Below are 14,480 nucleotides of genomic sequence, written 5' to 3'. Positions count from 1 at the left end.
CACCAAGTTCTACAACTCCGAGAAAGCCCGCCGCGCGGCACTACCCGCGTTCCTGCACGATTACAACCATCACAGACCCCACACCGCCATCGGCGGTGTCTCACCGATCACCCGGTTGGACAACCTCTCCGAACATCACAACTAGCTCACGGTCAACCTCTCAGACAGGCGACGACAAAGTCTGCGATCTTGGTGGGTTTACCACCTATTTGACTCTTGTTATCGGCCGCCTGATCACTTGCGGTCAATCCCTCGCGCGGCTAACCCGTCCAGCCGAGATCTTGGTGGATTTACCACCGGAAACGGTGGTAAATCCACCAAGATTGGTCGCGGGAGGACGCCCGCGGCGGAGATTTGTGGCAAATCGGGCGACAGGCAAGGGGAGCAATGAAGAAACGGTGGTGAATCCGCCAAGATCGCGGCGAGAAGGTGCGCCCGCATGTGGATTGACCGGCGGGCGAGCTGAATGCCGTGAACAGGACTCGAAACGGTGGTCGATGCGCCACGATCTGTGCGGGTGCGGGTGCGGGTGCGGACAGGAGAGCGCACGCGTGGGAACTGACCGCAAGCAAGCCGAGCGTCAGAGATAAGGCGCATTGGGGTAGGAATCGAGCACGATCACGGCCAGGAGGACCGCTCGGGCGAGAGATCGATGGCGATCGTGCCAGCAGTGAGAGCCACGCCGCCGCCGCGGACACAGAGGCGGTCACGGATGCGGACAGGGATCCGGACACAGGGGCGGTGACGGGCGCGGTCACGGATGGGGACAGGGGTGCGGACACAGAGGCGGTGACGGGGGCGGTCACGGAGACAGTCGTGAATGCCGGGTGAAGAAGAGGTGGGCGGGACTGCCATCGGGGACGGCGGGACCGGGACTGATCGCTACCAGGCGGGGCGGGGCGGGGTGACCGGGACCGCCGCTCATCACCCGGCGGGCGCGGGTCGGTCTCGGCCCGGGACCGCCTCGCGGGGTGGCCACGTGACTTTTCGTTGCTCGTACCGGCAAAGGTTTATGCAGTGACCGTGTGTGGACCGGGGGTCTCGCGGAGGCGGCGGGGGTTGAGCAGGAAGCGGACCGCGCGGCGGCTCGGGACGTTGCCGATCGCGGCGCGGCTCGTCTCACGAAGTAGGAGGGCTGCCCAGAATGCGGTAGCGGCTAGGCGGTGGTGGCGGCGGCGGTAGAGGCGGACCTTGTTGATCGTGAGGAGGGCCCACAGGCCGGGTGAGACCTTGGAGTCGCCTTCCAGGTGGGTCGCGCGGGCCGCCGGGGTGAAGCGGGTGACGAAGCCGGCGTCCCGCGCGCGCAGGGCGAAATCGGTCTCCTCGGAGTAGAGGAAGAACGACTCGTCCCACGGGGCGATCGCGTTCCAGCAGTCCGCGCTGATCAGCATGGTGGAGCCCTCAGCCCAGGCGGTGACCGTTTCCGATCGGTATTGGCCGGGATCGGTGATCATCTCGCCGAGGGTGCCGATGCGGCCCGCGCGGCCGGCGCCGAGGACCGCGTCGGCGAGTACCCGGCGCACTGCCGGCTCGCGGCGCATGGTTTCGATGAGCCGGCCGTCGCCGTCGTGCAGCAGTGGTACGGCGATCCCGGTGCCGTTCTCGCGCAGGGTGTCCAGCAGGGTCCGCACGCAGTCCGGGGTCAGGCGCACGTCCGGGTTGAGGACCAGCACGGCGGTGAACGGGCCGGACTTGGCGACCGCCGCGTTGATGCCGGCCGCGTATCCGGCGTTGCGGCCCATCTCGATCACCGTGGCGTCCGGCTTCAGTCGGTGGATCTCACCGGCCGAGTCGTCCTTCGAGTCGTTGTCGGCGACGGTCAGGTGCCAGTTCACCCCCTCCAGCCCCGGCCCCAGTGACTGGATCAGATCAGCGAGCAGGCGTTGGCTGTTGTACGTGACGACGACTACCGCGACCGTCTCCGTGCTGTTCACTTTCGGATTCTCCTACGGGTTCAGTACGCGCCGGAGCTGCGCACCACGGCGCTGACCGTGCGGAAGAGGATGGCCAGATCGCGAGCGAGCGACCAGTTCTCGACATAGCTGAGGTCGAGCCGGATCGACTCCTCCCAGGACAGGTCGGAGCGGCCGGACACCTGCCACAGACCGGTCAGGCCGGGTTTGACGACCAGGCGGCGGCGCATGTCGGCGGGGTAGTCGGCGACCTCCTTGGCCAGCGGCGGGCGCGGGCCGACCAGGGACATGTCGCCTTTGACCACGTTGACCAGCTGGGGCAGCTCATCGAGGGAGAACCGGCGCAGCCACCGGCCGACCGGGGTGACCCGCGGGTCCTCGCGCATCTTGAACAGTGCGCCGTCGGTGTCGTTCAGGTCGCCCAGTTCGAAGAGGCGCGCCTCGGCGTCGACCTGCATGGTCCGGAATTTGTAGAGCATGAACGGTTTGCCGTCGCGGCCGACCCGCTCCTGCTGGAAGATCGCCGGGCCCCGGCCGCCGGGCGCGAACCGGACCAGTGCCGCGACCACGGCGAGCGCCGGTGAGGCGAGCAGCAGCAGGGTGATCGCGCCGACCCGGTCGAAGACCTCCTTGACCGCCCGGGCGCTGCCCTTGAGCCGGGGATGCTCGACGTGCAGCATCGGCAGGCCGTCCACCGGCCGGATGGTGGTGCGGTCGCCGGCCACGTCGACCAGGGTGCTGGCCACGATCAGGTCGACCTCGTTGCGTTCCAGCTGCCAGGCGAGCCGGCGCAGGGCCGGGCCGTCGATCTCCGGGCAGGAGAGCACGATGACGGTGTCGGCGTCGGAGCGGGCGACGGCGGTGGCGACGTCGTCGAAGGTGCCGTAGACCGGTGGCATGCCGGGTGGGGTGACGGTGGGGGCCGGGCCGGGCGGCAGGCAGGCGCCGATCACGCCGAGGCCGTGGAAGCGTTCCCGGCTCAGCCGCCGGGTCATGTCGACGACGGCACGCTCGTGGCCGACCAGGACCACCCGGTTCAGGCGGCGGCCCCGTGCCCAGGCCCGGTGCAGGCGCTGCCGGAAGACGAAGCGGGCGCCCAGGTCGACCAGGATGGCCAGCGGCATCACGATGATCACGTAGCCGCGGGCCAGGCGCAGGTCGAAGGCGAACGAGACGATGGCCAGGCCGGCGGTGAGTGCCAGCCCGGCGCGGAACACCCGGGCGTACTCCTCGGTGCCGACGAACAGGTGCCGTGGCTCGTAGGCCCGGTTGAAGGCCAGGCAGACGATCCAGGCGACCGGGAGCAGCGCGGTCAGCAGCAGATAGTCGCGTTGTTCCGGCGAGTCGCCGGCGGCGCCGAACCGGAGCAGCAGCGCCCAGGAGGCGGCGCTGAGTCCGACCACGAAGTCGATCGCGTAGAGGGCCAGGGCATACCGGCTCTGCCACCCGGTGCGGGCCTTGCCGGCCCGGGAACGGGCTTTGAGCTCGGAGGCGGTGGCCGCCAGGTCGACGGTCTCCACCGATTCAATTGTTCGCACGCCTTTGCCCCCATCAGCGGCTGCAACCGATTCATGATCTTTTGCCGTGGCGAAACCCACGGGACACATGAGACAGACTCTCAATGCCGACGGGGCCGCGCTACATCTTTCCGTTCGGCGAGGATGCCGTTTCGGATGATGCCGGGAACCGATGTGTAGCAAGCTGTCCAAGTCGGACAGACCGGCACCTTAAGCTATCGACTGTCGTCAATCTGACTCAGAGATTTGACAAAGTCGTTGCAAATGTCGTACCGGGGCAACAGACCATTGACGCCGGCCTCCGCCAGAGACGGTGCGGCGGCATCCTTCGCGGACAGTACGGGCTCCGTCACCGGCCAGGCAATGCCCAGCTCCGGATCCAGCGGGTGAACACCGTGCTCGTGACCGGGGCGATAGGTGGACGAACACAGGTAGGCCACCGTCGCCCCCTCGGTCAGCGCGCAGAACCCGTGCCCCAGGCCCTCGGACAGGTAAACGGCACGCCGGTCCTGGTCGTCCAGCCGGACCGCCTCCCACGAACCGAACGTCGGCGAACCCGTCCGCAGATCCACCACCACATCCAGCACGGCACCGGACACGCACGTCACATACTTCGCCTGACCAGGTGGTACGTCGGCGAAGTGGATACCCCGGACCACACCCGGCGCCGAGGTGGACAGGTTCGCCTGCGCCAGGTCCAGCCGGTGCCCGACCGCCTCGGCCAGATGGTCGAACCGGTACCACTCCAGGAAGCTGCCCCGCTCGTCACCGTGCTGCACCGGGGTCACCTCGAACGCGCCCTCGATCGTCAACGGCCGGATCTTCACCGCAGTCCCCCGTCCAGCAGCCGCACCAGGTATCGCCCGTAACCACTCTTCAGCAACGGTTCGGCCAGCTCACGCATCTGATCGTCGGAGATGAAACCGCGCCGCCAGGCCGCCTCCTCGACACAGCCGATCTTCAGGCCCTGCCGCTCCTCGATCACCCGGACGTACTCCGAGGCCTGCACCATCGACTGGAACGTGCCGGTGTCCAGCCACACCGTGCCACGATCCAGCACCGTCACGTCCAGCCGGCCCTGTCGCAGATAGGCCTCGTTCACGGCGGTGATCTCCAGTTCGCCCCGGGCGCTCGGGACCAGGCCGGCCGCGATCTCCACCACGTCGGGGCGGTAGAAGTACAGGCCCGGGACCACGTACGTCGACTTGGGCTTCTCGGGCTTCTCCTCGATCGACAGCACGTGACCGTCGTCGTCGAACTCGACCACGCCGTAACGCTCCGGATCGGCGACCGGATAGGCGAAGACGCGCCCACCGGCCGGTTCGCTGTCCAGCGCGTTTCCCACGCCGTGGAAGATGTTGTCGCCCAGGATCAGCGCCACCGGCTCGTCGCCGATGAAGTCCGCGCCGATCCGGAACGCCTGGGCGATCCCGTCCGGCCGGGGCTGGACCGCGTAGGTCAACGCCAGCCCGAAACGGCTCCCGTCACCGAGCAGCCGCTGGAAATGCGGTTGATCCTCACTCGTGGTGATCACCAGGATCTCGCGGATCCCGGCCGACACCAGAGTGGAGAGCGGGTAGTAGACCATCGGCTTGTCGAAGATCGGCATCAACTGTTTGGACATCGCCATGGTGATCGGCCAGAGGCGCGAGCCTGTCCCACCGGCGAGAAGAATTCCACGCACCGGGCGACCCTAGACGGGGCACCGAACCGTCTACACTCGCCAGTCGTGCAGATTTTCGTGACCGGTGGTGCCGGTTTCATCGGATCGGCGTACGTCAGGGCCCTCCTGCAGGACGAATACGCCGGAGTGGCCGGATCGTCGGTGACCGTTCTGGATCTGTTGTCCTATTCAGGAAATCGCGCCAACCTTCCGGTGTCAGATTCCCGACTGCGATTCGTGCAGGGCGACATCTCCGATTCTGATCTTCTCCGCTCACTCCTTCCCGGCCACGACGTGGTGGTCCATTTCGCCGCCGAATCACACGTGGACCGGTCCATTTCGGGCGCCATGCCGTTCGTCACCACCAACGTGCTCGGCACCCAGATGCTGCTGGACGCCGCCCGCGCCGCCGGAATCGGCCGGTTCGTCCACGTCTCCACCGACGAGGTGTACGGCTCCATCGAATCCGGCTCGTGGACCGAGGACTGGCCGCTGGCGCCGAACTCGCCGTACGCCGCCTCCAAGGCCGGTTCGGATCTGCTGGCGCTGGCCGCGCACCGCACCCACGGCATGGACGTGGTGGTGACCCGCTGCTCCAACAACTACGGCCCGCACCAGTTCCCGGAGAAGATGATCCCCCTCTTCGTGACCAACCTCCTGGACGGCAAACCGGTCCCGCTCTACGGCGACGGCGGCAACGTCCGCGACTGGCTGCACGTGACCGACCACTGCCGTGGCATCCAACTGGTCCTGGAGAAGGGCCGCGCCGGCGAGATCTACCACATCGGCGGCGGCACCGAACTGAGCAACCGGGACCTGACCACCCGGCTCCTGGAAGCATGCGGCGCGACCGGGGACATGGTGCGCCCGGTCCCCGATCGCAAGGGCCACGATCGCCGCTACTCCCTCGACATCACCAAGATCCAGGACCAATTGGGGTACGCACCCCAGGTCCCGTTCACCGAGGGCCTCAGCTCAACGGTCGAGTGGTACCGCGAGAACCGCTCGTGGTGGGAGCCCCTCAAGTCCCGGGCCGGCCTCTGATGCCCACAGCCCACCCGCCCGCTCCGGCCCCGTCCGTTCCCGCCGCCGCGCCTCCCACCGTCCCGTCTCCCACCACAGCCTCACCCACCGCTCCGCCGGCCACGGCCGCCTCACCCTCCGCAGCCTCGTCAGCCGCTGCCTCGGGGGTCGCGGTAGCCTCGCCCCGCGCCGCGTCGCCTGTTCTCCCTTCCATCGTCGTTTCCTCTCGTGGTGATTTCTCGCCTCTTCCCGAGGCCGGGCGGCTTCGCTGGCTCATCACCGGCGCGGGCGGAATGCTCGGACGGGATCTCCAGCGGGCCCTCGCCGAGCAGGGCGAATCCTCCGTCGTAGCCGCGACCCGAGCCGACCTGGACATCACCTCAGCGGCCCAGGTCGACGATGCGGTAGCCGGGGCGGACGTGGTCCTCAACGCCGCCGCCTGGACGAATGTCGACGCCGCCGAATCCGCCGAGGCCGAAGCCACCGCGATCAACGGACGCGCGGTGGCCCTGCTGGCGGCAGCCGCCGGCAAGCGCCTGATCCACGTCTCCACCGACTATGTCTTCGACGGCCGGGCCACCACCCCGATCCCGGAGGACACCCCACACGCCCCGATCAACGCGTACGGCCGGGGCAAGGCAGCGGGCGAATGGGCGGTGCTGTCCGCGGGCGGCTACGTGGTCCGAACCGCCTGGCTCTACGGCGAACACGGCCCCAACTTCATCCGAACCATGCTCACCCTGGCCGAATCGCGCCCACACCTGGACGTGGTGGACGACCAGGTAGGCCCGCCCACCTGGTCATACGCCCTGGCCCACCAGCTGGTGGCCCTGTCCCGGGCGGCAGCGACCGGCCAGGCCCAGCCCGGCGCCTACCACGGCACAGCGTCCGGCTCGACCACCTGGTTCGGCTTGGCGCGGGCGGTCTTCGAGGAGGCCGGGCTTGATCCGTCCCGCATCCGCCCCACCACGACCGACCGTTTCCCCCGCCCAGCCCGCCGCCCGCCGTACAGCGTCCTGTCCCACGCCCGCTGGTCCGAGACGGGCATAGCCCCACTCCCCCACTGGCGAACCCAGCTCACCGAAGCGATGCCCCACCTCCAACGCTGATCCCCGAACCCACCTGCCAGCCCAGACACCCCTCCCTCGAACCAGAACCGCGCCGGTCTCGAAGGACACGCGGCCCGGCGGGCCTTCAACGCGGCAGGCCCTCGCCCGGCAGGCCCTCAGCCCAGCGGGTCCCGCCCAGCAGGTCCCGCCCGGCAGGCCCCCAGCCCAGCAGGTCCCGCCGGCAGGCCCTCGCCCGGCAGGCCCCCAACCCGGCAGGCCCCCAACCCAGCAGGTCCCGCCCAGCAGGTCCCGCCCGGCAGGCCTCTCAGCCCAGCAGGTCCCTCGCCCGGCAGGCCGCCCGGTTTTCGGGGTTACGCTTACGGGCCCGGTTTCACCGCGAGCACCGGGCGGGTCGCGTCGAGCAGGATCCGCTGGGCGTTGCTGCCGAGGAACAGCTTCCCGACCGGACTCCGCCGCCGCAGCCCGATGACGATCACCGAGGCACCGGAACTCTCCGCGGCAGCGAGCAAAGCGTCGGACAGCTCACCGGTGTGCGGCGCCTGCCGGACCTCGATGACCACCCCGGCCTCAGCGGCCCGTGACGTCAGCTCACCGATCCGGTCGGGGTGGGCGGCCTCGGCACTGATCGGTGCCCCCTCCCGCGGTGAATTGATCAGCAGCAGCGGCTCGCCCCGGCGAGCCGCTTCCGCCAGCGCGGCGGTGAAGGCCGCTTCCCCCTCAGGGGTCGGTAGATACCCGACCAGGACGGTCATTTCTTCTCCTCGGTCTTGTCAAAGGGCTCACGGCCCACCTCAGGACGATCAGCACCGCCGTTGTCACCGCTTGGACGAGCGGTCACCGTCCCCCGCGCACCCGAACCGGGGTCACCGCCCTTACCCGGCGCACCGGTCTTCACCGGCTCACCGGAACTCTCCGTCACACCCGTGCCGGCACTATCCGTCATGCCCGCACGCATCGTCGGGCCCGCGCTCGCCACCACTCCGGCACTTTCCGCCGCACCGGCACCGGCCGGGCCGTTCACCGGCTGATCAGCCGGGCCCGGACCGTCGTCGTCCGGCGAACCGGGTCCACGGCGACGGCGGAGGATCGTCTGGAGCACCGGCAGCAGGAGGACCGCGAGGAAGACCGCGAACAGCGTGCCGGAGATCGGCCGGGTGAGGAATCCGGTCGGATCGTCGTCGAAGAGCAGCAACGACCGGCGCAGCGACGTCTCCAGCAGGCTGCCGAGGACGAAGGCCAGGACCATCGGGCCGGGGTCGAATCCGGCCTTCTTCATCAGATAGCCGAGGACACCGAAGGCGATGACCAGGCCGATGTCGAAGACGCTGTTGTTGACGGTGTACGCGCCGACCAGCGTGATCAGCACCGTGATCGGGGCCAGGACGGTCGCGCGGACGCGGAGGATGCGGACGAAGAGGCCGAGCAGTGGGATGCTCATGATCAGCAACAGGACGTTGCCGATGTACATCGAGTTGACGACGCCCCAGAACAACTCAGGGTTCTCGGTCACCAGCTGTGGGCCGGGTGTGACGCCCTGGATGAGCAGCGCCCCGAAGATGACGGCCATGGTCGCGTTGGCCGGGATGCCGAGCGACAGCAGTGGGATGAACGACGAGGTGGCGGCCGCGTTGTTGGCGGTCTCCGGTGCGGCGACGCCTTCGATGGCGCCCTTGCCGAACCGTTCCGGCCGGCGGGACCGGCGTTTCTCCAGCGCGTAGGCGGCCATCGAGGACAACACGGCCCCGCCGCCGGGCAGGATGCCGAGGATGAAGCCGATGACGGAGCCGCGGCCGATGGCGCCGGAGGACTGCCGCAGGTCGGTCCGGCTGGGCCAGACGTTGGTGACCGTGGTCGGGGCGTGCACGGCGCGGTGGCGTTGTTCGAGGTTGTAGAGGATCTCGCCGAGGCCGAACAGGCCCATCGCGATCGGTACGAAGTCGAGCCCGTCGGCCAGTGACAGGTTGCCGAGGGTGAAGCGTTCGGCGCTGGTGAAGTCGTCCCGCCCGACGGTGGCGAACAGCAACCCGACCGCGGCGGCGGCGAGGGCCCGGACCCGACCGCCGCTGCTGATGGTCGCGACGAGCATGATGCCGAGCAGGGCGAGCACGGTGTACTCGGGTGGGCCGAAGTCGAGGGCGAATCCGGCGACGACCGGTGCGACCAGGGTGAGCGCGACGATCGACAGGGTGCCGCCGATGAACGAGCCGATGGCGGCGATGCCGAGGGCTGCCCCGGCGCGACCTTGGCGGGCGAGTGCGTGCCCGTCGAAGACGGTGACGACGGACGACGCTTCGCCGGGCAGCCGGAGGAGGACCGAGGTGATGGTGCCGCCGTACTGGGCGCCGTAGAAGATGCCGGCCAGCATGATGACCGCGGTGACCGGCTCCAGCCCGAAGGTGATGGGCAGCAGGATCGCGATGGTGACGGCCGGGCCGAGGCCGGGCAGCACGCCGATGAGCATGCCGATGACGACGCCGATGAGGCAGTAAAGCAGGTTCGTTGGTTCGAGGACGACCGCGAAGCCGTCGATGACCGCGGACAACGGTCCTCCAGATGGCTCAGAACAGGTGGGGGATGGTGACGTCCAGCGCGCCGACGAACAGCGCGTAGAAGACGACGACGGTGCCGAGGCTGACGACGATGGACGTACGCCAGGTCTCCCGGCCGAGGAAGCGCAGCCAGACGAGGGCGAGCAGCACGGTGGGGATTTCGAAGCCGATGGTGGTGATCACCGCGACGAAAGCGATCATGCTCGCGACCGCGGCGACCACCAGCAGGCTGTCGCGGGTGAACCGCTCGGGTGGCTCGTCGCGCCGGGCCCGGATCGCGAGGGCCAGGCCGAGGACGACGAGAGCGACTCCGACGATCATCGGCCAGGTGCCGGGGCCCTCGCCGAAGGAGTTCGCCCCGGCGATCGCCACGCCGCCGAGCAGGACGACGACGGACGCGGCGATCAGGTTGGCGGCCGGGCCGGCCTGGGTGGGCCGGCCCTCCTCCACGGGTTCGGTGGTCATTTGGCGCCGAGGTCGATCTTGTGTTGGGCCACCAGGTCACGGTACGTCTGCAGCGAGCCGTTCCACTGCTGGAGCAGGGCCGCCCCGTCCACCTCGTTGGCGGTCAGCAGCCGCTGGGTGTTGAAGTCCTGATAGGTCTGGTCGGCGAAGCCCTTCTGGAACGCGGTCCGCAGGCGTTGCACGACGTCGGCCGGGGTGCCCTTCGGCGCGACGATCGCCCGGGACTGCTGGACCGGCACGGTGTATCCGGCCTCGGTGGCGGTCGGGGTGTCCGGCATGTAGCTGGGCCGCTCGGTCGCGAACGTGACGATCGGAACCGCCTTGCCCGCCCCGATCTGCTCCTTGGCCTCGCCGAGCTGCACGGCCGCCACGTCGACCTGCCCGCCGAGCACTGCGGTCAGGGCCGGGTTGCCTCCGTTGAACGGCACGGCTGTCGCGTTCACCCCGGCCTGGGCGAACAACAGGGTCTGGGTGAGCTGACTACCCGTACCGACGCCGGTTGTCGCGTATTTGATCGGTCTTTTCGCGTCGATGATGTCCTGGACCGTCTTGAACCCGGTCTTCGGGTTGGCGATCAGGACGAAGTCGTCCTGGGAGATGCCGGTGACGACCTCGTAGCCGTTGATGTCGACGGCCTGGTCGGCGGGGACGGCGAGGGGTGTGATGTAGGCGAGCGAGCCGACGAACACCATCAGCGTGTAGCCGTCGGGTTTGGCGGCGGCGAGCTCCTTGGCGGCGACCGCCCCGTTGGCGCCCGGTTTGTTCTGCACGGTGATCGGTTGGCCGAGGTCCTTGCTCGCCGGGTCGGCCAGCGCGCGGCCGATCAGGTCGGTGCTGCCGCCGGCGTCCTGGCCGATGAGAAGGGAGACGGCACGTTCGGGGTAGGCGGCGGTGGAGCCGCTGTCTCCCTCGGAGCCGAGGTTGCCGCCGCAGCCGGTGAGGACGAGCAGGGCGGTCAGGGAGAGTGCGGGGAGCGTTATTTTCATCGGGAGTCTCCCGCGGTGAAGGGGGTCACTGGGTGCGGCGAGCCTATGACCGGGCGTCGATGCATGTCCAAGCCAATTACTGCATCGATTGATACCTTCACGGCATGGCTTACACCCTTGAACAACTCCGGGGTCTGGTGGCGGTGGCCGAGGAGTTGCACTTCGGCCGGGCGGCGGCCCGGTTGCGGATGACCCAACCGCCGCTGAGCAGGCAGATCCAGAAGCTGGAGGCCGCGGTCGGGGTCCAATTGCTGGAGCGCGGCACCCGGAGCGTGCGGCTGACCCCGGCCGGCGAGGCCTTCCTGGGCGAGGCCCGGCGCATCCTGGCGATCACCGAATCGGCCCCGGAGCTGGCACAACGGGTCTCCTCCGGGTCCACCGGCCTGGTCCGGCTCGCCTTCACCGCCTCGGCGACCTTCGGGACTCTCGGCCGGCTGCTCAACGAGCTGGAGCTGCGCCTGCCCGAGGTGCACGTGGAGCTGTTCGAGATGGTCACCCGCGAGCAGGTGGCCGCGCTGGCCGGCGGCGACATCGACATGGGCCTGGCCCGGCCGCCGTTCGACCCGGAGCGGTTCGAGTCCAAGCTGATCCACCGGGAGCGGCTGCTGCTCGCGGTGCGCCAGGACCATCGGCTGGCCTACCTACGGCGCCCGGTGATCCCGGCCGACCTGGCCCGGGAACCGCTGATCTTCCACTCCCCACAGAAGGCCCGCTACTTCTACGACCTGGTCGTGAGCATGGTGCCGCTGTCGCACGAGCGGGTCTTCCACACCGTCAGCCAGGTGATCACCATGCTCTGGCTGGTCTCGGCCGGTCGCGGGGTGGCGTTCGTCCCGGAGTCCGCGCGGCTCGTCGGCATTCCCGAGGTGATCTATCTGCGCCTCGACACGCCGATCCCGGAGCCGGTCGAGCTGCACCTGCTCTGGCCGAGGGAATCGGACAATCCGGCACTGCCGCGGGTCCTCGCCACCCTCGAATACCTGATGCCGTGAAGGTATCAATCGATGCTGAAAGACTCTTGGACAGGCATCACTGACCCTTTCTACCGTTGCCTCGTGAACGCGATCCCCCCTCTCGACCTGGCCGCCCGGCTCGCTTCGGGCCTGCTCTCGTTCCCTGTCACCCACTTCGACGACAACCTCGCCTTCGACGAGACCCGCTACCGCGAGCACCTGGCGTGGCAGGCGAGTTTCGGTGTCGCCGGCCTGTTCGCCGCGGGCGGCACCGGCGAGGGCTTCTCCCTCACCAGCGCCGAGATCGACACCGTGGTCCGCACCGCGGTCGACGAGGTCGGCGCGCTCGTCCCGGTGATCGCCCCGGCCACCGGCGGCACGTCACAGGCGGTCGCCCAGGCCGAGGCCGCCGAGGCCGCCGGAGCCGCCGGGATCCTGCTCTTCCCGCCCTACCTCACCGAGGCCAGCCAGTCCGGGCTGATCGCGCACGTGGAGGCGGTCTGCCGGGCCACCGGGCTGGGTGTGATCGTCTACAGCCGGGCCAACGCGGTCCTGGAGGACGTGACGGTCGCCGAGCTGGCCGAGCGCAACCCGACACTGATCGGTCTCAAGGACGGCGTCGGCGACATCGAGCGGATGACCCGCACCTACGCCAAGGTCGGCGACCGGCTGATCTACATCGGCGGGCTGCCCACCGCGGAGACGTTCGCGCTGCCACTGCTCCAGCTGGGGGTGAGCACGTATTCGTCGGCGATCTACAACTTCGTGCCCGAGTTCGCGCTGCGCTTCTACGCGGCGGTGCGCGCACAGGACCGGGTGGCGGTCTACCGGATGCTCAACGACTTCGTGCTCCCCTATCTGGACATTCGCGACCGCTCCCGGGGCTACGCCGTGTCGATCATCAAGGCCGGCCTGACCGCGGTCGGGCGGGACGGTGGCCGGGTCCGTCCACCACTCACCGATCTGACCGCCGAAGAGCGGGAGAACCTGACGAAACTGATTGCCGGTGTACGGTCGTGAAGCCCACGATCGAGCGGGTCGAGGTGGTGCCGGTCGCCGGTCACGACAGCATGCTGCTCAACCTCAGTGGGGCACACGGGCCGTTCTTCACCCGGACCGTCGTGATCCTGACCGACAGTGAGGGCCGCACCGGCCTGGGCGAGGTGCCCGGCGGCGCGGCGATCCAGAGCACCCTGGAGACCGCCGCTGACCTGCTGATCGGCCGCCCGGTGGCCGAGTTCGCCTCGCTCCTGCGGGAGTTCGGCGCCCAGCACGCGGGGCAGGATTCCGGGGGCCGGGGCCTGCAGACGTACGACCTGCGCGTCACCGTCCACGCCGTGACGGCACTGGAGTCGGCGCTGCTCGACCTGCTCGGCCAGCATCTCGGTGTGCCGGTCGCCGAGCTGCTCGGCGAGGGCCGGCAGCGGGACAGCGTGCCCGTGCTCGGCTACCTCTTCTACGTCGGTGACACCGCCCGCACCGACCTGCCCTACCGGCACGAGGAGGCCCCCGCCGACGACTGGGAGCGGCTGCGCCGCGCGCCCGCGCTGACCCCGTCGGCGGTGGTCCGGCTGGCCGAGGCGGCCCAGGAGCGGTATGGGTTCAGCGACTTCAAGCTCAAGGGCGGGGTGTTCGCCGGCGAGGTGGAGATCGAGGCGGTGCACGCCCTGGCCGAGCGGTTCCCCCGGGCCCGGATCACCATCGACCCCAACGGCGGCTGGCTGCTGGCCGACGCGGTCCCGCTCTGCCGGGACCTGAGCGGGGTGCTGGCCTACGCCGAGGACCCGGTCGGCGCCGAGGGTGAACTGTCGGGCCGGGAGACGATGGCCGAGTTCCGGCGGGCGACCGGGCTGCGCACGGCCACCAACATGATCGCCACGGACTGGCGGCAGATGGCGCACGCGGTCCGGGCCGGCGCGGTGGACATTCCGCTCGCCGACCCCCACTTCTGGACCATGCGCGGCTCGGTCCGGGTCGCCCAGCTCTGCCACGACTTCGGGCTGACCTGGGGCTCACATTCGAACAACCACTTCGACATCTCCCTGGCGATGTTCACCCATGTCGGCGCGGCAGCTCCCGGCGAGATCACCGCCCTCGACACGCACTGGATCTGGCAGGACGGCCAGCGGCTGACCCGTGCGCCCTTCCCGATCCGCGACGGCGCGATCGCCGTGCCGACCACACCCGGCCTCGGTGTCGAGCTCGACCGGGACGCTCTGGCAGCGGCCCACGAGCTGTTCCAGGAGCACGGGCTGGGCGGGCGCGACGACGCCACCGCCATGCAGTTCCTTCTTCCCGGTTGGCGCTTCGACCCCAAGCGCCCCTGTCTGGTGAGGTGACC

Annotated in this window: 14 protein-coding genes; 6 read left to right on the top strand and 8 right to left on the bottom strand. The window is 69.4% G+C overall.

Annotated elements, in window-relative coordinates:
- Positions 1–145 (top strand): integrase core domain-containing protein (locus ACQ0O7_RS40065; RefSeq protein WP_430790761.1); only part of this gene is annotated, 145 nt, incomplete at its 5' end.
- Positions 146–1,010: 865 nt separating this feature from the next.
- Here the strand turns inward: ACQ0O7_RS40065 and ACQ0O7_RS40060 are convergent.
- The 4 genes from ACQ0O7_RS40060 to rfbA all read right to left on the bottom strand — a co-directional run bounded on the left by ACQ0O7_RS40060 (position 1,011) and on the right by rfbA (position 5,114).
- On the bottom strand, positions 1,011–1,934 hold the full coding sequence (locus ACQ0O7_RS40060) for a glycosyltransferase (protein WP_430790755.1): 924 nt from the start codon (positions 1,932–1,934) through the stop codon (positions 1,011–1,013).
- A gap of 20 nt (positions 1,935–1,954) precedes the next feature.
- The gene (locus ACQ0O7_RS40055) at positions 1,955–3,433 is read right to left on the bottom strand and encodes a sugar transferase (RefSeq protein ID WP_430790753.1); all 1,479 of its coding nucleotides are present in this window, start codon (positions 3,431–3,433) and stop codon (positions 1,955–1,957) included.
- A 212-nt stretch (positions 3,434–3,645) separates the two neighbouring features.
- On the bottom strand, positions 3,646–4,257 hold the full coding sequence (rfbC, locus tag ACQ0O7_RS40050) for a dTDP-4-dehydrorhamnose 3,5-epimerase (RefSeq protein WP_430790751.1): 612 nt from the start codon (positions 4,255–4,257) through the stop codon (positions 3,646–3,648).
- The gene (gene rfbA, locus ACQ0O7_RS40045; protein WP_430790749.1) at positions 4,254–5,114 is read right to left on the bottom strand and encodes a glucose-1-phosphate thymidylyltransferase RfbA; all 861 of its coding nucleotides are present in this window, start codon (positions 5,112–5,114) and stop codon (positions 4,254–4,256) included. The genes rfbC and rfbA overlap by 4 nt, the downstream gene beginning before the upstream one ends.
- Before the next feature lie 45 nt (positions 5,115–5,159).
- Between rfbA and rfbB the strand changes: the two genes are divergently transcribed.
- Both rfbB and rfbD read left to right on the top strand, forming a co-directional pair.
- On the top strand, positions 5,160–6,137 hold the full coding sequence (gene rfbB, locus ACQ0O7_RS40040) for a dTDP-glucose 4,6-dehydratase (protein WP_430790747.1): 978 nt from the start codon (positions 5,160–5,162) through the stop codon (positions 6,135–6,137).
- 254 nt (positions 6,138–6,391) lie between these two features.
- The gene (gene rfbD, locus ACQ0O7_RS40035) at positions 6,392–7,225 is read left to right on the top strand and encodes a dTDP-4-dehydrorhamnose reductase (protein WP_430790759.1); all 834 of its coding nucleotides are present in this window, start codon (positions 6,392–6,394) and stop codon (positions 7,223–7,225) included.
- 317 nt (positions 7,226–7,542) lie between these two features.
- On the opposite strand, the gene ACQ0O7_RS40030 is transcribed toward rfbD, so the two are convergent.
- The 4 genes from ACQ0O7_RS40030 to ACQ0O7_RS40015 are packed head-to-tail and all read right to left on the bottom strand — an operon-like array spanning position 7,543 to position 11,186.
- On the bottom strand, positions 7,543–7,938 hold the full coding sequence (locus tag ACQ0O7_RS40030) for a universal stress protein (protein ID WP_430790745.1): 396 nt from the start codon (positions 7,936–7,938) through the stop codon (positions 7,543–7,545).
- Positions 7,935–9,728 carry a tripartite tricarboxylate transporter permease gene (locus tag ACQ0O7_RS40025; RefSeq protein ID WP_430790743.1) on the bottom strand — a complete coding sequence of 598 codons (1,794 nt, stop codon included), beginning with the start codon at positions 9,726–9,728 and terminating at the stop codon, positions 7,935–7,937. Before ACQ0O7_RS40025 ends, ACQ0O7_RS40030 begins: the two co-directional genes overlap by 4 nt.
- 16 nt (positions 9,729–9,744) lie before the next feature.
- Positions 9,745–10,200 carry a tripartite tricarboxylate transporter TctB family protein gene (locus tag ACQ0O7_RS40020; RefSeq protein ID WP_430790741.1) on the bottom strand — a complete coding sequence of 152 codons (456 nt, stop codon included), beginning with the start codon at positions 10,198–10,200 and terminating at the stop codon, positions 9,745–9,747.
- Positions 10,197–11,186 carry a tripartite tricarboxylate transporter substrate binding protein gene (locus tag ACQ0O7_RS40015; protein WP_430790739.1) on the bottom strand — a complete coding sequence of 330 codons (990 nt, stop codon included), beginning with the start codon at positions 11,184–11,186 and terminating at the stop codon, positions 10,197–10,199. The genes ACQ0O7_RS40020 and ACQ0O7_RS40015 overlap by 4 nt, the downstream gene beginning before the upstream one ends.
- A gap of 104 nt (positions 11,187–11,290) precedes the next feature.
- Here ACQ0O7_RS40015 and ACQ0O7_RS40010 point away from each other — a divergent pair, with 104 nt between their 5' ends.
- The 3 genes from ACQ0O7_RS40010 to ACQ0O7_RS40000 all read left to right on the top strand — a co-directional run bounded on the left by ACQ0O7_RS40010 (position 11,291) and on the right by ACQ0O7_RS40000 (position 14,478).
- Positions 11,291–12,178, top strand: coding sequence for a LysR family transcriptional regulator (locus ACQ0O7_RS40010; RefSeq protein WP_430790737.1), 888 nt, complete (start codon positions 11,291–11,293; stop codon positions 12,176–12,178).
- Between the two features lie 63 nt (positions 12,179–12,241).
- The gene (gene kdgD / locus ACQ0O7_RS40005; RefSeq protein ID WP_430790735.1) at positions 12,242–13,159 is read left to right on the top strand and encodes a 5-dehydro-4-deoxyglucarate dehydratase; all 918 of its coding nucleotides are present in this window, start codon (positions 12,242–12,244) and stop codon (positions 13,157–13,159) included.
- Positions 13,156–14,478 (top strand): enolase C-terminal domain-like protein, encoded by a 1,323-nt coding sequence (locus ACQ0O7_RS40000; RefSeq protein WP_430790733.1) that lies wholly within the window; start codon positions 13,156–13,158, stop codon positions 14,476–14,478. Before kdgD ends, ACQ0O7_RS40000 begins: the two co-directional genes overlap by 4 nt.
- Positions 14,479–14,480: the final 2 nt, after the last annotated feature.

This window comes from Actinoplanes sp. G11-F43 (genome assembly GCF_050589265.1).
Classification (GTDB): Bacteria; Actinomycetota; Actinomycetes; order Mycobacteriales; family Micromonosporaceae; genus Actinoplanes.
This window is presented reverse-complemented; position numbering and strand designations above follow the sequence as displayed.

Bases quoted from the DNA above. Each gene is read 5' to 3' on its own strand.
- ACQ0O7_RS40030 (WP_430790745.1), bottom strand. From the start codon at position 7,938: ATGACCGTCCTGGTCGGGTATCTACCGACCCCTGAGGGGGAAGCGGCC.
- ACQ0O7_RS40020 (WP_430790741.1), bottom strand. From the start codon at position 10,200: ATGACCACCGAACCCGTGGAGGAGGGCCGGCCCACCCAGGCCGGCCCG.
- ACQ0O7_RS40015 (WP_430790739.1), bottom strand. From the start codon at position 11,186: ATGAAAATAACGCTCCCCGCACTCTCCCTGACCGCCCTGCTCGTCCTC.
- ACQ0O7_RS40010 (WP_430790737.1), top strand. From the start codon at position 11,291: ATGGCTTACACCCTTGAACAACTCCGGGGTCTGGTGGCGGTGGCCGAG.